This is a genomic window from Leclercia sp. S52, from assembly GCF_039727615.1.
In the GTDB taxonomy this organism is placed as follows: domain Bacteria; phylum Pseudomonadota; class Gammaproteobacteria; order Enterobacterales; family Enterobacteriaceae; genus Enterobacter; species Enterobacter adecarboxylatus_B.
Map to the genome: position 1 here is coordinate 4,430,316 of NZ_CP152474.1, position 20,831 is coordinate 4,451,146.

General features: G+C 55.4%; 12 protein-coding genes, 1 tRNA gene, 3 rRNA genes and 3 pseudogenes. 14 read left to right on the forward strand and 5 right to left on the reverse strand.

The features are described 5' to 3' along the window. Positions 1-91 precede the first annotated feature (91 nt). The 7 genes from AAHB66_RS21230 to AAHB66_RS21260 all read left to right on the forward strand — a co-directional run bounded on the left by AAHB66_RS21230 (position 92) and on the right by AAHB66_RS21260 (position 6,910). Positions 92-337: a YhdT family protein gene (locus AAHB66_RS21230; RefSeq protein WP_337017506.1), complete on the forward strand. Its 246-nt coding sequence runs from the start codon at positions 92-94 to the stop codon at positions 335-337. Continuing rightward, on the forward strand, positions 327-1,778 hold the full coding sequence (gene panF / locus AAHB66_RS21235; protein WP_347114431.1) for a sodium/pantothenate symporter: 1,452 nt from the start codon (positions 327-329) through the stop codon (positions 1,776-1,778). The genes AAHB66_RS21230 and panF overlap by 11 nt, the downstream gene beginning before the upstream one ends. An 11-nt stretch (positions 1,779-1,789) precedes the next feature. After that, entirely contained in the window at positions 1,790-2,671 is an 882-nt protein-coding gene (prmA, locus tag AAHB66_RS21240; protein ID WP_347114432.1) for a 50S ribosomal protein L11 methyltransferase, read from the forward strand. Positions 2,672-3,048: 377 nt separating this feature from the next. After that, positions 3,049-4,014, forward strand: coding sequence for a tRNA dihydrouridine synthase DusB (gene dusB / locus AAHB66_RS21245; RefSeq protein WP_231313580.1), 966 nt, complete (start codon positions 3,049-3,051; stop codon positions 4,012-4,014). 23 nt (positions 4,015-4,037) lie between these two features. Then, positions 4,038-4,334 (forward strand): DNA-binding transcriptional regulator Fis, encoded by a 297-nt coding sequence (gene fis, locus AAHB66_RS21250; RefSeq protein WP_000462905.1) that lies wholly within the window; start codon positions 4,038-4,040, stop codon positions 4,332-4,334. A gap of 202 nt (positions 4,335-4,536) precedes the next feature. After that, positions 4,537-4,701, forward strand: a complete 165-nt coding sequence (locus tag AAHB66_RS21255) for a DUF2556 family protein (RefSeq protein WP_347114437.1) — start codon at positions 4,537-4,539, stop codon at positions 4,699-4,701. A 127-nt stretch (positions 4,702-4,828) separates the two neighbouring features. Further along, positions 4,829-6,910, forward strand: coding sequence for a bifunctional diguanylate cyclase/phosphodiesterase (locus tag AAHB66_RS21260; RefSeq protein WP_347114438.1), 2,082 nt, complete (start codon positions 4,829-4,831; stop codon positions 6,908-6,910). 14 nt (positions 6,911-6,924) lie between these two features. Here AAHB66_RS21260 and envR read toward each other — a convergent pair. Further along, positions 6,925-7,573 (reverse strand): annotated as a pseudogene (gene envR / locus AAHB66_RS21265) (acrEF/envCD operon transcriptional regulator). A 394-nt stretch (positions 7,574-7,967) separates the two neighbouring features. Here envR and AAHB66_RS21270 point away from each other — a divergent pair. From AAHB66_RS21270 to AAHB66_RS21300, 7 genes and pseudogenes are all read left to right on the forward strand, one after another. After that, a pseudogene (locus AAHB66_RS21270) lies at positions 7,968-9,108 on the forward strand (efflux RND transporter periplasmic adaptor subunit). A gap of 10 nt (positions 9,109-9,118) precedes the next feature. After that, positions 9,119-12,234, forward strand: a pseudogene (locus AAHB66_RS21275) (efflux RND transporter permease subunit). 319 nt (positions 12,235-12,553) lie between these two features. Beyond that, the gene (locus AAHB66_RS21280; RefSeq protein WP_106994889.1) at positions 12,554-12,775 is read left to right on the forward strand and encodes a lipoprotein; all 222 of its coding nucleotides are present in this window, start codon (positions 12,554-12,556) and stop codon (positions 12,773-12,775) included. A gap of 418 nt (positions 12,776-13,193) precedes the next feature. Further along, entirely contained in the window at positions 13,194-14,219 is a 1,026-nt protein-coding gene (locus tag AAHB66_RS21285) for an amino acid ABC transporter substrate-binding protein (RefSeq protein ID WP_347114440.1), read from the forward strand. 68 nt (positions 14,220-14,287) lie between these two features. After that, positions 14,288-15,469, forward strand: a complete 1,182-nt coding sequence (locus tag AAHB66_RS21290; RefSeq protein ID WP_347114441.1) for an amino acid ABC transporter permease — start codon at positions 14,288-14,290, stop codon at positions 15,467-15,469. Positions 15,470-15,478: 9 nt separating this feature from the next. Continuing rightward, complete coding sequence (locus tag AAHB66_RS21295) at positions 15,479-16,582, forward strand: amino acid ABC transporter permease (protein WP_347114443.1); 1,104 nt, start codon at positions 15,479-15,481, stop codon at positions 16,580-16,582. A gap of 7 nt (positions 16,583-16,589) precedes the next feature. After that, positions 16,590-17,348: an amino acid ABC transporter ATP-binding protein gene (locus tag AAHB66_RS21300; protein WP_333853530.1), complete on the forward strand. Its 759-nt coding sequence runs from the start codon at positions 16,590-16,592 to the stop codon at positions 17,346-17,348. A 100-nt stretch (positions 17,349-17,448) separates the two neighbouring features. Here AAHB66_RS21300 and rrf (AAHB66_RS21305) read toward each other — a convergent pair. The 4 genes from rrf (AAHB66_RS21305) to AAHB66_RS21320 form a co-directional block, all read right to left on the reverse strand. Beyond that, a 5S ribosomal RNA gene (rrf, locus tag AAHB66_RS21305) occupies positions 17,449-17,564 on the reverse strand. A gap of 38 nt (positions 17,565-17,602) precedes the next feature. Then, positions 17,603-17,678, reverse strand: a tRNA-Thr gene (locus tag AAHB66_RS21310). 14 nt (positions 17,679-17,692) lie between these two features. Next, positions 17,693-17,808: ribosomal RNA gene (rrf, locus tag AAHB66_RS21315) — 5S ribosomal RNA — on the reverse strand. Between the two features lie 93 nt (positions 17,809-17,901). Then, positions 17,902-20,811, reverse strand: a 23S ribosomal RNA gene (locus tag AAHB66_RS21320). Positions 20,812-20,831: the final 20 nt, after the last annotated feature.

Genomic DNA, 20,831 nt, shown 5'->3' on the forward strand with positions numbered 1-20,831 from the left:
AAGGCCGGAATATCCGGCCTTTTTTATTTTTGGGGCCTGGAAAGCCTCATCATGTACAATCCCCGCTTTCTTCATCCACAAGGGACAAAAAATGGACAAACGTTTTGTTCAGGCCCACAAAGAAGCGCGCTGGGCGCTGTGGTTAACCCTTCTCTATCTCGCCGCGTGGTTAGTAACTGCTTACATACCTGACTCAGCAATCGGCATTACCGGTCTGCCGCACTGGTTTGAGATGGCCTGCCTGCTGATCCCGCTGGTGTTTATTCTGCTCTGTTGGGCGATGGTGAAATTCATCTATCGCGATATTCCGCTGGAGGATGACGATAATGCAGCTTGAAGTGATCCTGCCGCTCGTCGCGTATCTGTTTGTTGTTTTTGGTCTGTCCGTTTACGCCATGCGCAAAAGAAAGACAGGCACCTTCCTGAATGAGTATTTTCTCGGCAGCCGCTCGATGGGCGGTATTGTGCTGGCGATGACCCTGACGGCGACCTATATCAGCGCCAGCTCCTTTATTGGCGGCCCGGGTGCGGCCTATAAATACGGGCTGGGCTGGGTGCTGCTGGCGATGATCCAGCTGCCCGCCGTCTGGCTCTCGCTGGGCATTCTCGGCAAAAAATTTGCGATTCTGGCGCGCCGCTATAACGCGGTGACCCTCAACGACATGCTGTTTGCCCGCTATCAGAGCCGCCTGCTGGTCTGGCTGGCCAGCCTGAGCCTGCTGGTGGCCTTTATCGGCGCCATGACCGTGCAGTTTATCGGCGGCGCGCGCCTGCTTGAGACCGCCGCCGGGATCCCTTACGAAACGGGCCTGCTGATTTTTGGTATCAGTATCGCGCTCTACACCGCGTTTGGCGGCTTCCGCGCCAGCGTGCTCAACGACACCATGCAGGGCATGGTGATGCTGATTGGCACCATTGTGCTGCTGGTGGGCGTGGTGCATGCGGCGGGTGGCTTAACCCATGCGGTGGAAACGCTACAGACCATCGATCCGAAGCTGGTGTCGCCGCAGGGCGCGGATGACATCCTCTCCCCCACCTTTATGACCTCCTTCTGGGTGCTGGTCTGCTTCGGGGTGATTGGCCTGCCACATACGGCCGTGCGCTGCATCTCTTATAAAGACAGCAAGGCGGTGCACCGGGGGATTATCATCGGCACCATCGTGGTGGCGATCCTGATGCTGGGTATGCACCTGGCCGGGGCGCTGGGCCGGGCGGTGATCCCGGATCTCACCGTGCCGGACCTGGTGATCCCGACCCTGATGGTAAAAGTGCTGCCGCCATTCGCGGCCGGGATCTTCCTTGCGGCACCCATGGCGGCGATCATGTCGACAATTAACGCCCAGCTGCTGCAAAGTTCCGCTACGATCATTAAAGATCTCTACCTGAACATGCGTCCGGATCAGATGGAAAATGAGCGACGTCTGAAGCGGATGTCTGCCGTCATCACCCTGGTGCTGGGGGCGTTGCTGCTGTTGGCCGCGTGGAAGCCGCCTGAGATGATCATCTGGCTGAACCTGCTGGCGTTTGGGGGTCTGGAAGCGGTGTTCCTCTGGCCGCTGGTGCTGGGCCTCTACTGGGAGCGTGCCAACGCGGCCGGTGCTCTGAGCGCCATGATCGTCGGTGGCGTGCTCTATGCCGTGCTCGCCTCCTTTAAAATTCAGTACCTGGGCTTCCATCCGATTGTGCCCTCGCTACTGCTAAGTTTGCTGGCGTTTGTAGTGGGGAACCGTTTCGGTCAATCCCTGCCGCAGGCAGCCGTGATTTCTACTGATAAATAAAGAGTTTTGCCATGCCGTGGATCCAACTAAAACTGAATACGACCGGCGCCAACGCCGAAGAGCTGAGTGATGCGCTGACAGAGGCTGGTGCGGTCTCTGTCACTTTCCAGGACACGCATGACACGCCGGTGTTTGAACCGCTACCGGGTGAAACCCGCCTGTGGGGCGACACCGACGTCATCGGCCTGTTTGATGCCGAAACCGATATGGCCGAAGTGGTCGCGATTCTGGAAAATCACCCGCTGCTGGGTGCCGGTTTCGCGCACAAGATTGAGCAGCTGGAAGACAAGGACTGGGAGCGTGAGTGGATGGATAACTTCCACCCGATGCAGTTCGGTAAGCGTCTGTGGATCTGCCCGAGCTGGCGCGAGGTGCCGGACGAAAATGCCGTTAACGTGATGCTCGATCCGGGCCTGGCGTTCGGTACCGGTACCCACCCGACCACCTCCCTGTGCCTGCAGTGGCTGGATGGTCTGGATCTGGACGGTAAAACAGTGATCGACTTTGGCTGTGGATCCGGGATCCTCGCCATCGCCGCCCTGAAGCTGGGCGCGGCAAAAGCGATCGGGATCGACATCGATCCGCAGGCGATTCAGGCCAGCCGCGATAACGCGCAGCGCAACGGCGTCTCCGACCGTCTTGAGCTCTACCTGCCGAATGACCAGCCAGAAGTGATGAAAGCCGACGTGGTAGTCGCTAACATCCTCGCTGGCCCGTTACGTGAGCTGGCGCCGTTAATCAGCGTCCTGCCCGTTGAGGGCGGTCTGCTGGGCCTTTCCGGTATTCTTGCCAGCCAGGCTGAAAGCGTATGCGAAGCCTACGCCGACCTCTTCTCACTCGACCCGGTGGTTGAGAAAGAAGAGTGGTGCCGCATTACCGGCCGTAAAAAGTAAAAGGTTATTGGGCTGCCTGTTTTTTAAACCGCCATTTTGGTTAAGGAACAGGCAATTCAGTCATCACGATCATGTTCTAAAATGCGACGCAGATCGCAAAGAACTGCGGAAATCTGCTGCTTAAAACAGCAGATTATTCGGCTTAAGGTTTCATTCTTTAAGAAAAAACGAGAAGTTTTGGGAAATTGTAAGCGACCATAAAATCGCCACACTCATTTAAGTGAATGATTTGTATGGGATATAATTTTGTGGGTTATGCTTTGTGCCTGATTCCATGATCTGCAACAGGTGATTGTTCAAAGTTTGGCCTTTCATCTCGTGCAAAAAATGCGTAAGATACGCCGCCTTGCAGTCACAGTATGGTCATTTCTTAACTCATGCGCATCGGAAACCACCAGCTCAGAAATCGCCTGATCGCAGCACCTATGGCAGGTATTACAGACCGGCCCTTCAGGACGCTGTGCTATGAGATGGGAGCAGGCTTAACCGTTTCTGAGATGATGTCGTCTAACCCGCAGGTTTGGGAAAGCGATAAATCCCGTCTTCGGATGGTGCACATTGACGAACCAGGTATCCGCACCGTGCAAATCGCCGGGAGCGTGCCTGAAGAGATGGCAGACGCCGCGCGTATTAACGTGGAAAGTGGTGCCCAGATTATTGATATCAATATGGGGTGCCCGGCCAAAAAGGTGAATCGCAAGCTTGCGGGTTCAGCCCTTCTGCAATACCCCGACCAGGTGAAGTCTATCCTGACGGCGGTTGTCAGCGCAGTGGACGTTCCTGTTACGTTGAAGATTCGCACGGGTTGGTCGCCGGATCACCGTAACTGTGTAGAGATTGCCCAACTGGCCGAAGATTGTGGCATTCAGGCCCTGACCATACATGGACGCACCCGCGCCTGTTTGTTCAACGGCGAAGCTGAATACGACAGCATTCGGGCAGTTAAGCAGAAAGTTTCCATTCCGATTATCGCGAATGGCGACATTACTGACCCGCTTAAAGCCAGAGCTGTGCTCGACTATACGGGAGCTGATGCTCTGATGATAGGACGTGCGGCTCAGGGAAGACCCTGGATCTTTCGGGAAATCCAGCATTATCTGGACACTGGGGAGCTGCTTGCCCCGCTGCCGCTGGCAGAGGTTAAGCGCTTGCTTTGTTCGCACGTTCGGGAATTGCATGACTTTTATGGTCAGACAAAAGGGTACCGAATTGCGCGTAAACACGTATCCTGGTATCTCCAGGAGCACGCTCCAAATGACCAGTTTCGGCGCACATTCAACGCCATAGAGGATGCCAGCGATCAGCTGGAGGCGTTGGAGGCATACTTCGAAAATCTTGCGTAATGAAATAAAGAGCTGACAGAACTATGTTCGAACAACGCGTAAATTCTGACGTACTGACCGTTTCCACCGTTAACTCTCAGGATCAAGTAACTCAAAAGCCCCTGCGTGACTCGGTTAAACAGGCACTGAAGAACTATTTTGCTCAACTGAATGGTCAGGACGTTAACGACCTGTATGAGCTGGTACTGGCTGAAGTTGAACAGCCCCTGTTGGACATGGTGATGCAATACACCCGCGGTAACCAGACCCGTGCTGCCCTGATGATGGGCATCAACCGTGGTACGCTGCGTAAGAAATTGAAAAAGTACGGCATGAACTAATTTCGATTAGCTAAATGCTTGTTTAAAAAGGCGCGAACCGGCATGGGGAAGCGCCTTTTTTTTATGCCCCCTCTTCCCCCCGTTTTGCTCCCCTCATCACGCTGCTGACAGCCGAAACGTAAACATCGGTCTGCCCACTTCTCAGCCGCTATTTTTCGTGTATATTTCCTGCACTCTTTTCCTTTGTTCCCGGAAACTCCGAATGATCCGTAAGTATGGGTGGTTAGTCGTCTTCGCGATTAGCGTTTTCCTTTTCGATGCGCTGATAATGCAGTGGATTGAGTTGATGTCTACGGAAACGGACAAATGCCGCAACATGAATTCGGTGAATCCCCTTAAGCTAATTAACTGCTCCGAACTGGATTAACCCCCTGCTTTCCCTCGAAAATTGTGCGGGCTTAAAAGCCTTTGAGGCATCCCTGTTGGATGATAATGTCTCAGCCCGTCTCACCCGGTATCACGTAATACCTCCCTGCGTCTGAGTTGATGAGATCATGCTGGTTAGCCAATACGACCAACTTCTTGTGGTTATCTCTTTTGTTGTCGCCATTCTTGCCTCCTACACCGCCCTGAACATGGCTGGCCGGGTTGTCGGCAGTACGGGCATCGCGGCACGTGTCTGGCTGACGGGCGGCGGTATCGCCATGGGCATCGGCATCTGGGCCATGCATTTTATCGGCATGCTGGCGATGGATATCTCCATGCGGCTGGACTACAACCTGCTGCAGACGGCTCTCTCGATGTTCATCGCCATCGGTGCCTCGCTGTTCGCCCTCTGGCTGGTGAGCCGGGATCATTTGCGCAGGCGTCGCCTCTCCACCGGCGCCGTTATTCTGGGTACCGGCATTGTCGCGATGCACTACACCGGGATGGCGGCATTGCAGGTTGAGCCCGCTATCGTCTGGGATATGCGCTGGGTTGCGCTGTCGGTGGTGATTGCCCTGCTCGCCTCGCTGGCCGCCCTGTGGCTCACGTTTCGCCTGCGTCGCGATGCCGCCCAGGTCGCGCTGATGCGTGCGGGCGCCGCCGTACTGATGGGCGTTGCCATTGCCGGCATGCACTACACGGGGATGAAAGCCGCCCAGTTCCCGATGCAGGTCCATATGCATCACCAGGGCGTAAACGGCAGCTGGCTGGCGGTGCTGGTGAGCGTCGTTGCTCTCTCCATTCTGGGCATTACGCTACTGGTGTCGATGTTTGACGCCAGGCTGCAGGCCCGCACCGCCCTGCTGGCCTCGTCGCTGGCGGAAGCCAACCGCGAGCTGGCGCAGCTGGCGCTGCACGACACGCTGACGCGCCTGCCAAACCGCGTGCTCCTCGAGGACCGTCTCGATCAGGCGATCAACAAAGCCGATCGCGAAGGGAAACTCTTCGCGCTGCTGTTTATGGATCTGGACGGCTTCAAAGCCGTCAACGATGCCTACGGGCATGACACCGGTGATAAGCTGCTGATTGCCGTTACCGAGCGTCTGGAACAGCCGCTGAAAGGCCAGTACACCCTCGCCCGTATTGGCGGCGACGAGTTTGTGCTGCTGGCCGAGATCGATACCCCGAACGATGCCGCGTCGCTGGCCAGTGCCCTGGTACATGCGATTGACCAGCCCTTCAGCCTTGAGCTGTACGACCTGGTGGTGACCCTCAGCGTTGGGGTTGCTATCTATCCGCACGATGGCAAAAACCAGCGCGAGCTGATGTTTAACGCCGATGCGGCGATGTACCACACCAAGCATATGGGGCGTAACGGCTACCACTTTTTCCAGCCTTCGATGAACACCCTGGCGCAGAAACAGCTGCAGCTGATGAACGATCTGTGGCTGGCGCTGGATCGTCAGGAGCTGCATCTGGTTTATCAGCCGAAGTTCCAGGCCCCGGTGGGCCCCATCGTCGGCTTCGAAGCCCTGCTGCGCTGGCAACACCCGTCGCAAGGGTTGTTATCCCCTGACCAGTTCCTGCCGCTGGCAGAGAAGAGCGGGCTGATTATTCCTATCGGCAACTGGGTGATTGATGAGGCCTGCCGCCAGCTTCGCGTCTGGCATCTCGAAGGGCATACCGAGTGGTCGATGGCGGTGAATCTCTCCACGCTGCAGTTTGAGCAACCCCAGCTGGTGGAGACGGTGTTGAGTAGCCTGGCGCGCCATCGAATTCCGCCTCATACCCTGATCCTGGAAGTGACAGAAACGACGGCCATGAATAACCCGGATGAGAGCGTGCGGGTGCTGACTGAACTGACGCAGGCGGGGGTGAAAGCCTCCATCGATGATTTTGGGACGGGCTATTCCAGCCTGCTGTACCTGAAAAAGCTGCCGGCCTGCGAGCTGAAAATCGATCGGGCGTTTGTCAAAGATCTTAACGGCGCGGGCGACGATGCCACCATCGTTTCGGCTATCGTTGCGCTGGCAAAGACCCTCAACCTGAAAGTGGTTGCCGAAGGGGTGGAAACCCAGGAGCAGCAGACGTTTTTGACCGAGCTGGGGTGTAATACCTTACAAGGCTATCTGCTGGGTAAACCCGTTTCGGCGCAGACCATCAAGGCCCTGAGCCACGATCCGCAAGCCATGCTGGCGCAGCAAATCTGACCGGGCCGATGCCGCTATGAGGCGGCGTCGTAAAACCGGCGTGCCGCCGGGGCCGCCGGTAACGTCGAAAGGATGTTATCCACCAGCTCCGGGGCCTGTTGATACAGGTCCAGCCTTTCCGGGCTCATTAACCAGTTTTTAATCAGGCCACAAAAAAAGCCATGAAAAACAATTAGCGTGGTGTCGATATTGATCTGCGCGGAAATACGGCCTGCCGCAATGCAGCTTTGCAGAATTTGACGAACGTTTTCATAATTGAAGCCGATCCGCTCCCGAATTTCATATTCTGAAATCATGCCCTGTTCAAATTCACATTTGTGATAGAGGATCTGCAAAAGCGTGCGCTGGCGGCGATCCCGGGCAATATATTGCAAAGCGGTAACAAACAGTTCACGTAAAATGAATAACGGATCGTTTTCTGTCATCTGGGATAATTGACTGCGAATAATCTCGCGCAGCGGGCATTGCTCCTGCCAGATGGCATTAAATATCTCCGCTTTACTGCTGAAATGCCAGTAAACGGCCCCCCCGGGTCAGGCTGGCGGCCTCAGCAATATCGGTCAGCGTGGTGTTTGCCACACCCCGTGCGGCGAACTGCTCTATCGCTGCCTCAATCAACAACTGGCGTGTCTTCTGCGCCTCGGCCTTCGTTTTACGCGCCATAGGGAGTCACTCTTTTAACGGATTAATTACATTTATCAAACATCGGTGATAAACGTCAGAGCGTGAATTATCCATCACTGCAAAAAATAATTTTGAACAAAAAACGTCAACCCGCTTAATTTATAAACCTCGATGATATTTAAACATCATTTTATTCACTAAACACATATGTACACCTAAAGCATAATGGCCTGAAATATATGACCTGAAATGCTATCCCGTTGTTTAATCACATTCAGCCTCGTTTTTTTTCTCTTGAATTGTTTCTCCGCACTTATAAATCAAAAACCCATCCGGCCATTCTTTATTATGGCGCCCGCCGTTTTCTGTTTACCTCTCCTTAACGCTTAACCACTGGCGGTTAATGCGGGTTGATGATTTTGAAGGAATAGCCATGACGCCTCATTTCAGGTTTTTACCCTTATCCGGTTTTATCATCGGTGCCGCATTACTCGTGGGGTGTGATGACCACAGTGAACAAGCCCAGCAGCCGCCGTCACCGCAGGTGGTGGTACATGTGGTGAAAAGCGCGCCGCTGGTTGTCACCACCGAACTGCCGGGCCGTACCGATGCGTATCGCGTTGCCGAGGTTCGCCCCCAGGTGAGCGGCATTGTCCTGAAGCGCAACTTTGCCGAGGGCAGCGATGTAAAAGCAGGGGAATCGCTGTATCAGATCGATCCGGCCACCTATCAGGCGGCATTTGACAGCGCCTCGGGCGAGCTGGCCAAAGCCCAGGCTGCAGCCAACATCGCCCACCTGACCGTAAAACGCTATTTACCGCTGATGGGCACCCAGTACGTCAGTAAGCAGGAGTACGATCAGGCCGTTGCCACTGCCCGTCAGGCCGATGCTTCGGTGATTGCGGCTCAGGCGGACGTCGAGACCGCGCGCATTAATCTGGCTTACACCAAAGTGACGTCCCCTATTAGCGGACGCATCGGCAAATCCAGCGTCACCGAGGGGGCGCTGGTCGCGAACGGCCAGGCCTCGGCGCTGGCCACGGTGCAGCAGCTGGATCCGATTTATGTCGATGTCACCCAGTCCAGCAACGACTTTATGCGTCTTAAGCAATCCAGCCTGCAGACGGGCGATGGCGCCAGCAGCGTACAGCTGCTGATGGAGAATGGTCAGCCGTACCCGCTGAAAGGCTCGCTGCAGTTCTCCGATGTCACCGTGGACGAGAGCACCGGCTCCATTACCCTGCGGGCGATCTTCCCCAACCCGCAGCATGTCCTGCTGCCCGGCATGTTTGTCCGGGCGCGCATTGATGAGGGCACCCAGCCCCATGCCATCCTGGTGCCGCAGCAGGGGGGTTACACGCACTCCACGCGGTGAGGCCAGCGTAATGGTGGTGAATGCGAAGGATCAGGCTGAAGCACGAAACGTCGTCGCACCTCAGGCAATTGGCGATCAATGGCTCATCACCGACGGCCTGCAGGAAGGCGATCGGGTGATCGTCAGCGGGCTGCAAAAAGTGCGCCCTGGCGTCGCGGTTGTCGCCACGCCAGACACCGCCGCGCAGAAAGCGGGATAAGGAACAGAGCATGGCTAACTTCTTTATTCAGCGCCCGGTTTTTGCGTGGGTACTTGCCATCATCCTGATGATTGCGGGCGGGCTGGCGATCCTGAAGCTGCCGATCGCCCAGTATCCCACCATTGCCCCGCCTGCCGTGGCGATCTCCGCGACCTACCCCGGCGCCGATGCGCAGACGGTGCAGGATACGGTGACCCAGGTGATCGAGCAGAATATGAACGGCATCGATAACCTGATGTACATGTCCTCCACCAGCGATTCGGCGGGCAGCGTGACCATCACCCTGACCTTCCAGTCGGGTACCGACCCGGATATCGCCCAGGTGCAGGTGCAGAACAAACTGCAGCTGGCGATGCCCCTGCTACCGCAGGAAGTGCAGCAGCAGGGGATCGGCGTGGAGAAGTCGAGCAGCAGTTTCCTGCTGGTAGCGGGCTTCGTCTCGGACAATAAGAGCCTGAGCCAGGAAGATATCTCTGACTATGTCGCCTCTAACGTCAAGGATGCCATCAGCCGCACCTCCGGAGTGGGCGATGTGCAGCTGTTTGGCGCCCAGTATGCGATGCGTATCTGGCTGGATGCGAATAAGCTGAACGCCTATCAGCTGACGCCGCTGGACGTGATCAATCAGCTCAAAACCCAGAATAACCAGATTGCCGCCGGCCAGCTTGGAGGCACGCCGTCGGTGCCGGGCCAGCAGCTCAACGCCTCGATCATCGCCCAGACGCGCCTGAAAACCGCCGAAGAGTTTGGCAACATCACCCTGAAGGTCAATCAGGACGGGTCGATGGTGCATCTGAAGGATGTGGCCCGGATAGCACCCGGCGGCGAAAACTACAACATGGTGACCAAAATCAACGGCCAGGCCGCGACCGGGCTGGGGATCAAGCTCGCCACCGGCGCTAACGCGCTGGATACCGCCGCGGCGATCAAAAGCAAACTGGCGCAGCTGCAGAACTTCTTCCCGCAGGGGCTGAAGGTGGTTTACCCCTATGACACCACGCCGTTTGTGAAGATCTCCATTCATGAAGTGGTGAAGACGCTGTTTGAAGCCATTATCCTCGTCTTCCTGGTGATGTACCTGTTCCTGCAAAACCTGCGCGCCACGTTGATCCCGACTATCGCCGTGCCGGTGGTGGTGCTGGGTACTTTCGCGGTACTGGCGGCGTTTGGCTTCTCCATTAACACCCTGACCATGTTTGGTATGGTGCTGGCGATAGGCTTGCTGGTGGATGATGCCATCGTGGTGGTGGAGAACGTTGAGCGCGTGATGGTTGAGGAGAAGCTGCCGCCAAAAGAGGCGACACAGAAATCGATGTCGCAGATCCAGGGGGGCGCTGGTCGGCATCGCCATGGTGCTGTCGGCGGTGTTTATCCCGATGGCCTTTTTTGGCGGTTCCACCGGGGCGATTTATCGCCAGTTCTCTCTGACGATTGTCTCGGCGATGGCGCTTTCCGTGCTGGTGGCGCTAATCCTGACTCCTGCCCTGTGCGCCACCCTGCTTAAAGCGCCGGACGAGCATCATGAGCACAAAGGCGGGTTCTTCGGCTGGTTCAATGCCCTGTTCGACAGAAGCGTGGCGCACTACAGCAACAGCGTCAGCCATATTCTGCGTAAGACCGGTCGCTACCTGGTGGTCTATGTCCTGATTGTCGGCGGCATGGCGGTGCTGTTCCTGCGCCTGCCAACCTCGTTCCTGCCGGAAGAGGACCAGGGCGTCTTTATGACCATGGTGCAGCTCCCGGCGGGGGCCACCCAAACCCGCACTCAAAAGGTGCTTGATCAGGTTGAGCACTATTACCTCACCACGGAAAAAGCCAACGTGGCGTCGGTCTTTACCGTTAACGGCTTCAGCTTCAGCGGTCAGGGGCAAAATGCCGGGGTGGCGTTTATCAGCCTGAAGCCCTGGGAGGAGCGCCCCGGTGCCGCCAACAGCGTCGGGGCTATCGTCAGCCGGGCCACCCGGGCCTTCAGCCAGATCAAAGATGGGCTGGTGTTCCCGTTTAACCTGCCCGCCATTATCGAGCTGGGCACCGCAACAGGGTTCGATTTTGAGCTGATAGACCAGGCCAACCTGGGCCACAACCAGCTGACGCAGGCACGGAACCAACTGCTGGGGATGATCAAAGCCCATCCGGATCTGCTGGTTCGCGTGCGGCCTAATGGTCTGGAAGATACGCCGCAGTTCAAGCTGGATATCGATCAGGAAAAAGCCCAGGCGCTGGGCGTCAGCGTGTCGGACATCAACCAGACCATCTCCACCGCCCTGGGGGGGCACCTATGTCAACGACTACATTGACCGTGGCCGGGTGAAGAAAGTCTATGTCCAGGCGGATGCGCGCTTCAGGATGCTGCCCGAGGATATCAATCGCCTGTACGTGCGCAGCGCCAACGGTGAAATGGTGCCGCTTTCAGCGTTCAGCGAGTCGCACTGGATCTATGGTTCACCACGCCTCGAACGCTATAACGGCACCCCTTCCATGGAGATCCTTGGCGAGGCCGCGCCAGGAAAAAGTACCGGCGAAGCGATGGTGTTAATGGAGCAACTGGCGGCGAAGCTCCCTACGGGTATCGGTTTCGACTGGACGGGCATGTCATACCAGGAGCGACTGTCAGGCAACCAGGCGCCCGCCCTGTATGCTATCTCGCTGGTGGTGGTGTTCCTCTGTCTTGCGGCCCTCTATGAGAGCTGGTCAATTCCGTTCTCGGTGATGCTGGTGGTGCCGCTAGGGGTGGTCGGTGCCCTGCTGGCCGCCTCCCTGCGTGGGCTGAACAACGATGTCTATTTCCAGGTGGGGCTGCTCACCACCATCGGCCTGTCGGCAAAGAATGCCATTCTGATTGTCGAGTTTGCCAAGGACCTGATGGAGAAAGAGGGGAAAAGTATTGTTGAAGCCACGCTGGAGGCATCCCGCATGCGTCTGCGTCCGATCCTGATGACCTCGCTGGCCTTTATTCTCGGCGTGATGCCGCTGGTCATCAGCCATGGAGCCGGCAGTGGTGCACAAAATGCTGTGGGCACCGGGGTGATGGGCGGCATGCTGTCGGCGACGCTACTGGCCATCTTCTTTGTGCCGGTCTTCTTTGTGGTGGTGCGCAGACGCTTTACGCGTCATCACGAACAGTAATAAATAAAGGCGCTTCGGCGCCTTTAATCATGATAATAAACAAAAAATTATTCTCATCCATTTCATTTTCTTATTAATTAGCGCGCCAATGAATTGTTTGCTTGCGATTTTTAGCTTGCGAATTTAATCACTGCGCCTACCTAATTTCTCCATTATTGGGGTGCAGAAAGAAGGATTTCTCCATCTTTTTTACAATCCAAATAATTTGAGATTATTCACTCTTCATGGCTGTTTTTAAGCGGTGGTAATATAACCATCAGCTTTGCAGAAGACCGTACTGACTATATCGCAAAGTTAGATTTCATTTTGAGGTAACACCATGAAAAGACTCATTTCGGTTGCACTCCTTACCGCGCTGCTTGCGGGCTGCGCGCACGACTCTCCGTGCGTACCGACATACGACGATCAGGGCCGACTGGTTCATACCAATACCTGTATGAAAGGGACCACGCAGGATAACTGGGAAACTGCAGGGGCGATAGCAGGTGGCGCAGCAGCCGTTGCAGGCCTGACGCTGGGCATCATTGCCGTGTCTAAGTAATCCAGAAAGCGCGAATTCGTTCGCGCTTTTGCTTTCCCGATTTAGGTTAATAATTAAACCTGAATTTGCTCACATCTTTTTGCTGTCTTATTTTCCTTTCATTCTGGCGACGTGATGTTATTCACACCTTGCTGGCTTTCAATATTCACGCCATTACCCACCCCTTAATTTCCTCTTTTGTTAATCAGACTTTTGCTCTGATTTGTGGCGCAGGTTGTAATTTCGCACCATTTCAGGGCGCTCGATTTAATTATCACTGTCTACACTCTGCTTTACGCGTTGCGTAATCGTTTATTACGTCAAATGCAAAAACTGGCATCGCGTTTGCTTTATTAACGTCGGCCACAGCCACAGACAGGTTAAAGCGTTTTATAAGCGCTTCACTATAAAGATAATTTTTCGCCACACAGGATGCATTATGAAAAAGATGATGATGGCCAGCCTCGCCGCTGCAGGTGTGCTTGTTGCAATTACCGGCCAGGCTCAGGCGGGGGCGACTCTGGATGCCGTTAAGCAGAAAGGTTTCGTGCAATGTGGGATCAGCGACGGTCTGCCGGGTTTCTCCTACGCAGATGCCAACGGTAAATTCTCCGGTATCGATGTCGACGTGTGCCGTGGCGTTGCTGCCGCAGTATTAGGCGATGACACCAAAGTGAAATATACCCCGCTGACGGCGAAAGAGCGTTTTACCGCCCTGCAATCCGGCGAAGTGGATATGCTTTCGCGTAATACCACCTGGACCTCGTCACGTGATACCGGCATGGGCATGTCCTTTACCGGCGTGACCTATTACGATGGCATTGGTTTCCTGACCCACAATAAAGCGGGCCTGAAGAGTGCAAAAGAGCTGGATGGCGCAACGGTCTGTATTCAGGCGGGGACTGACACCGAGCTGAACGTCGCGGATTATTTCAAAGCCAACAACATGAAATATACGCCGGTCACCTTCGACCGCTCTGACGAATCCGCCAAAGCGCTGGAATCGGGCCGCTGCGATACCCTGGCATCGGATCAGTCCCAGCTGTATGCGCTGCGGATCAAGCTGAGTAATCCGGCGGAGTGGCTTGTTCTGCCGGAAGTGATCTCCAAAGAGCCGCTGGGGCCGGTGGTACGCCGCGGGGACGATGAATGGAACTCTATTGTGCGCTGGACGCTGTTCGCCATGCTCAACGCAGAAGAGATGGGCGTTAACTCGAAGAACGTCGATGAGAAAGCTGCCAATCCAACCACGCCGGATATGGCCCACTTGCTGGGTAAAGAGGGTGATTACGGCAAGGATCTGAAGCTGGATAACAAATGGGCGTACAACATCATTAAAAAGGTGGGTAACTACGCTGAGATCTTCGAGCGTAACGTCGGCTCTGAAAGCGCGCTGAAGATCAGCCGTGGTCAGAATAACCTCTGGAACAATGGCGGCATCCAGTACGCTCCGCCAGTTCGCTAAGCAGCATGCTGTAACGGGCACTGCCGGTGCGGTGCCCAGTCCAGATTCATGGTTACCCGAGGTTTTTTATGTCCCATCGCCGCTTAGCCCTGAAAGGAGCCCTCTCCTTTTCCAATCCTGCGGTTCGCGCCTGGCTGTTTCAGATCCTCGCTGTTCTCGCTGTTCTGGCCGTCGCGATCTACCTTATCCATAACACCATTATCAACCTGAGCACACGCGGCATTACTTCGGGCTTTGCCTTCCTTGATCGCAGTGCGGGATTTGGCATCGTTCAGCATCTCATTGATTACGATGAAGGAGATACTTACGGTCGCGTCTTCCTAGTCGGCCTGATGAATACTCTGCTGGTCTCCGGGTTATGCATTGTCTTTGCTTCGCTGCTGGGCTTTTTCCTCGGACTTGCGCGTCTGTCTGATAACTGGCTGCTGCGTAAGCTCTCCACCTTTTATATCGAGACCTTCCGTAATATTCCGCCTCTGCTGCAGATCTTCTTCTGGTATTTCGCCGTACTGCGCAACCTGCCCGGCCCTCGCCAGGCGGTGGATGCGTTCGATCTGGCTTTCTTAAGCAATCGCGGTTTGTATATCCCGGCGCCGCAGATCGCCGAAGGGATGCTGGCGCTGCTGGCGGCTCTGGCGTGCGTGGCGGCGATCTCAGTCGGTCTGTTCCGCTATAACCGCAAGCATCAGATTAAAACCGGGCAACTGCGGCGTACATGGCCTGTCACGCTGGCGTTGCTGGTAATCCTGCCATGGCTGGCACATGCCACCGTCGGCCCGGCGATGCACTGGGATGTGCCGCATTTACAGGGGTTTAACTTCCGCGGCGGAATGGTGTTGATCCCGGAGCTGGCAGCGCTGACGCTGGCACTCTCGATCTATACCTCGGCTTTTATCGCAGAGATTATTCGCGCCGGGATCCAGGCCGTTCCGCACGGGCAGCATGAAGCCGCCCGCTCGCTCGGCCTGCCGAACCCGGTCACGCTGCGTCAGGTCATCATTCCCCAGGCCCTGCGGGTCATCATTCCCCCGCTGACCAGCCAGTATCTCAATATCGTGAAGAACTCATCCCTTGCGGCCGCGATTGGCTATCCCGATATGGTTTCCCTGTTTGCCGGCACCGTCCTCAACCAGACCGGCCAGGCCATCGAGACTATCGCCATCACGATGTCGGTCTACCTGATTATCAGCCTGACCATTTCCCTGTTGATGAATATCTATAACCGCCGCATCGCGCTGGTTGAACGCTAAGGAACCATGATGACAAAAGCCGTCTTGTCTCACCCTGCGCGTCCGGCCATGACTGGCAACGGACGCATTATTAGCTGGGCACGTAAAAATCTGTTCTCCAGCTGGAGCAACAGCCTTCTCACCCTGTTCTGCTTCTGGCTGATGTGGGAGCTGATCCCGCCGCTGCTCAACTGGGCGTTTTTACAGGCCAACTGGGTCGGTACCACCCGCGCCGATTGTACGAAAGAGGGAGCCTGCTGGGTCTTTATTCATCAGCGCTTCGGCCAGTTCATGTATGGGCTCTACCCGCACGATCAGCGCTGGCGCATCAACCTTGCGCTGCTGGTCGGGCTGCTTTCCATTATCCCTATGTTCTGGAAAGGATTGCCGCAGCGGGGACGGTATATCGCCGCCTGGGCGGTGATCTATCCCCTTATCGTCTGGTTGTTACTCTATGGCGGCGTGCCAGGACTGGAGCGCGTCGAAACGCGCCAGTGGGGTGGTCTGACGCTGACGCTGATTATCGCCTCCGTGGGGATCGCTGGTGCCTTACCGTTAGGCATTCTGCTGGCTTTGGGTCGCCGCTCAACCATGCCGGTTGTGCGCGTCCTCTCGGTGATTTTTATTGAGTTCTGGCGCGGCGTTCCGTTGATCACCGTGCTGTTTATGTCTTCCGTAATGCTGCCGCTGTTTATGGCGGAGGGCACGACCATCGACAAACTGATCCGCGCCCTGGTGGGCGTGATTCTGTTTCAGTCTGCCTATGTGGCGGAGGTCGTGCGCGGTGGGTTACAGGCGCTACCAAAGGGCCAGTACGAAGCCGCCGAATCCCTGGCGCTGGGATACTGGAAAACGCAGGGATTAGTGATCCTGCCGCAGGCGTTGAAGCTGGTGATCCCGGGCCTGGTGAACACCATTATCGCGCTGTTCAAAGACACCAGTCTGGTGATCATCATTGGATTATTCGATCTTTTCAGTAGCGTGCAGCAGGCTACCGTCGACCCGGCGTGGCTGGGTATGTCTACAGAAGGCTATGTTTTTGCAGCACTTATCTACTGGATTTTCTGTTTTAGCATGTCGCGCTACAGCCAGCATCTGGAAAAGCGCTTTAACACCGGGCGTACACCGCACTGAGGAACCTATGAGCCAGATAACTATGACCCCCGCTGACGCGATGATTACCCTGGATAATGTGAATAAGTGGTATGGGCAATTTCACGTTCTGAAAGACATCAACCTGAAGGTGAAGCAGGGGGAACGCATTGTCCTTTGTGGGCCTTCAGGCTCAGGTAAATCAACCACTATCCGCTGCATTAACCATCTGGAAGAGCATCAGCAGGGACGGATCGTTGTGGATGGTATCGAGCTGAACGATGACATCCGTAACGTGGAGCGTGTTCGCCAGGAGGTCGGGATGGTCTTCCAGCATTTCAATTTATTCCCGCACCTGACCGTGCTGCAGAACTGCACCCTGGCACCCATCTGGGTGCGTAAGATGCCAAAAAAGGAAGCGGAGGCGCTGGCCATGCACTATCTGGAACGCGTGCGCATTGCAGAGCATGCCCATAAATTTCCGGGACAAATCTCGGGTGGGCAGCAGCAGCGCGTGGCGATTGCCCGCTCTCTGTGCATGAAACCTAAAATTATGCTGTTCGATGAACCCACCTCAGCACTGGATCCGGAGATGGTGAAAGAGGTTCTGGATACCATGATAGGGCTGGCAGAATCGGGAATGACGATGCTGTGCGTGACGCATGAGATGGGTTTCGCCAGAACCGTAGCGGACCGGGTGATCTTTATGGATCGCGGGGAAATCGTCGAGCAGGCACCGCCGGAAGAGTTCTTCTCCCAGCCGAAATCAGAACGCACGCGCGCATTTTTATCTCAGGTTATTCACTGAGTTTGCTCTGCCCGGTGCGCTTTGCGCCCGGGTCAGGCATTTTTATGCCACGCAAACGCAAAAAGGCCATCCTTTCGGATGGCCTTTTCACTTGTTTGATGTCTGGCAGTTCCCTACTCTCGCATGGGGAGACCCCACACTACCATCGGCGCTACGGCGTTTCACTTCTGAGTTCGGCATGGGGTCAGGTGGGACCACCGCGCTACAGCCGCCAGACAAATTCTTTTCTACGCGCCGAACTTTAACCTAAAAACTGGTGCTGATACCCAGAGTCGAACTGGGGACCTCACCCTTACCAAGGGTGCGCTCTACCAACTGAGCCATATCAGCACACTTAATTTGATGCCTGGCAGTTCCCTACTCTCGCATGGGGAGACCCCACACTACCATCGGCGCTACGGCGTTTCACTTCTGAGTTCGGCATGGGGTCAGGTGGGACCACCGCGCTACAGCCGCCAGGCAAATTCTGTTGTTCACCCCGCCCTCGGGCGCAGTGATTAATCTGGTTCAGCTGAAAATCGTCTCAAATCCGCCGAAACAGCTTCGGCGTTGTAAGGTTAAGCCTCACGGTTCATTAGTATCGGTTAGCTCAACGCATCGCTGCGCTTACACACCCGACCTATCAACGTCGTCGTCTTCAACGTTCCTTCAGGAGCCTTAAAGGCTCAGGGAGAACTCATCTCGGGGCAAGTTTCGTGCTTAGATGCTTTCAGCACTTATCTCTTCCGCATTTAGCTACCGGGCAGTGCCATTGGCATGACAACCCGAACACCAGTGATGCGTCCACTCCGGTCCTCTCGTACTAGGAGCAGCCCCCCCTCAATTCTCCAGCGCCCACGGCAGATAGGGACCGAACTGTCTCACGACGTTCTAAACCCAGCTCGCGTACCACTTTAAACGGCGAACAGCCGTACCCTTGGGACCTACTTCAGCCCCAGGATGTGATGAGCCGACATCGAGGTGCCAAACACCGCCGTCGATATGAACTCTTGGGCGGTATCAGCCTGTTATCCCCGGAGTACCTTTTATCCGTTGAGCGATGGCCCTTCCATACAGAACCACCGGATCACTATGACCTGCTTTCGCACCTGCTCGAGCCGTCACTCTCGCAGTCAAGCTAGCTTATGCCATTGCACTAACCTCCTGATGTCCGACCAGGATTAGCTAACCTTCGTGCTCCTCCGTTACTCTTTAGGAGGAGACCGCCCCAGTCAAACTACCCACCAGACACTGTCCGCAACCCGGGTAACGGGTCCACGTTAGAACACCAGCCATTAAAGGGTGGTATTTCAAGGTTGGCTCCACGCAGACTGGCGTCCACGCTTCAAAGCCTCCCACCTATCCTACACATCAAGGACCAGTGTTCAGTGTCAAGCTATAGTAAAGGTTCACGGGGTCTTTCCGTCTTGCCGCGGGTACACTGCATCTTCACAGCGATTTCAATTTCACTGAGTCTCGGGTGGAGACAGCCTGGCCATCATTACGCCATTCGTGCAGGTCGGAACTTACCCGACAAGGAATTTCGCTACCTTAGGACCGTTATAGTTACGGCCGCCGTTTACCGGGGCTTCGATCAAGAGCTTCGCGTTGCCGCTAACCCCATCAATTAACCTTCCGGCACCGGGCAGGCGTCACACCGTATACGTCCACTTTCGTGTTTGCACAGTGCTGTGTTTTTAATAAACAGTTGCAGCCAGCTGGTATCTTCGACTGATTTCAGCTCCACCCGCAGGGGCTTCACCTACATATCAGCGTGCCTTCTCCCGAAGTTACGGCACCATTTTGCCTAGTTCCTTCACCCGAGTTCTCTCAAGCGCCTTGGTATTCTCTACCTGACCACCTGTGTCGGTTTGGGGTACGATTTGATGTTACCTGATGCTTAGAGGCTTTTCCTGGAAGCAGGGCATTTGTTGCTTCAGCACCGTAGTGCCTCGTCATCACACCTCAGCGTTGAAAAGGTACCGGATTTACCTGGAACCTCCGCCTACATGCTTAAACCGGGACAACCGTCGCCCGGCCAACATAGCCTTCTCCGTCCCCCCCTTCGCAGTAACACCGAGTACAGGAATATTAACCTGTTTCCCATCGACTACGCCTTTCGGCCTCGCCTTAGGGGTCGACTCACCCTGCCCCGATTAACGTTGGACAGGAACCCTTGGTCTTCCGGCGAGCGGGCTTTTCACCCGCTTTATCGTTACTTATGTCAGCATTCGCACTTCTGATACCTCCAGCAGACCTCACAGTCCACCTTCGACGGCTTACAGAACGCTCCCCTACCCAACAACACATAGTGTCGCTGCCGCAGCTTCGGTGCATGGTTTAGCCCCGTTACATCTTCCGCGCAGGCCGACTCGACCAGTGAGCTATTACGCTTTCTTTAAATGATGGCTGCTTCTAAGCCAACATCCTGGCTGTCTGTGCCTTCCCACATCGTTTCCCACTTAACCATGACTTTGGGACCTTAGCTGGCGGTCTGGGTTGTTTCCCTCTTCACGACGGACGTTAGCACCCGCCGTGTGTCTCCCGTGATAACATTCTCCGGTATTCGCAGTTTGCATCGGGTTGGTAAGCCGGGATGGCCCCCTAGCCGAAACAGTGCTCTACCCCCGGAGATGAATTCACGAGGCGCTACCTAAATAGCTTTCGGGGAGAACCAGCTATCTCCCGGTTTGATTGGCCTTTCACCCCCAGCCACAAGTCATCCGCTAATTTTTCAACATTAGTCGGTTCGGTCCTCCAGTTAGTGTTACCCAACCTTCAACCTGCCCATGGCTAGATCACCGGGTTTCGGGTCTATACCCTGCAACTTAACGCCCAGTTAAGACTCGGTTTCCCTTCGGCTCCCCCTATACGGTTAACCTTGCTACAGAATATAAGTCGCTGACCCATTATACAAAAGGTACGCAGTCACACCACGAAGGTGCTCCCACTGCTTGTACGTACACGGTTTCAGGTTCTTTTTCACTCCCCTCGCCGGGGTTCTTTTCGCCTTTCCCTCACGGTACTGGTTCACTATCGGTCAGTCAGGAGTATTTAGCCTTGGAGGATGGTCCCCCCCATATTCAGACAGGATACCACGTGTCCCGCCCTACTCTTCGAGTTCACAGCAGGTGTATCTTCGTGTACGGGAGTATCACCCTGTACCCTGCGACTTTCCAGACGCTTCCACTGACACACATGCTGATTCAGACTCTGGGCTGTTCCCCGTTCGCTCGCCGCTACTGGGGGAATCTCGGTTGATTTCTTTTCCTCAGGGTACTTAGATGTTTCAGTTCCCCTGGTTCGCTTCGTTAAGCTATGTATTCACTTAACGATAGTGCAACGGATTGCACTGGGTTTCCCCATTCGGAAATCGTCGGTTATAACGGTTCATATCACCTTACCGACGCTTATCGCAGATTAGCACGTCCTTCATCGCCTCTGACTGCCTAGGCATCCACCGTGTACGCTTGGTCGCTTAACCTCACAACCCGAAGATGTTTC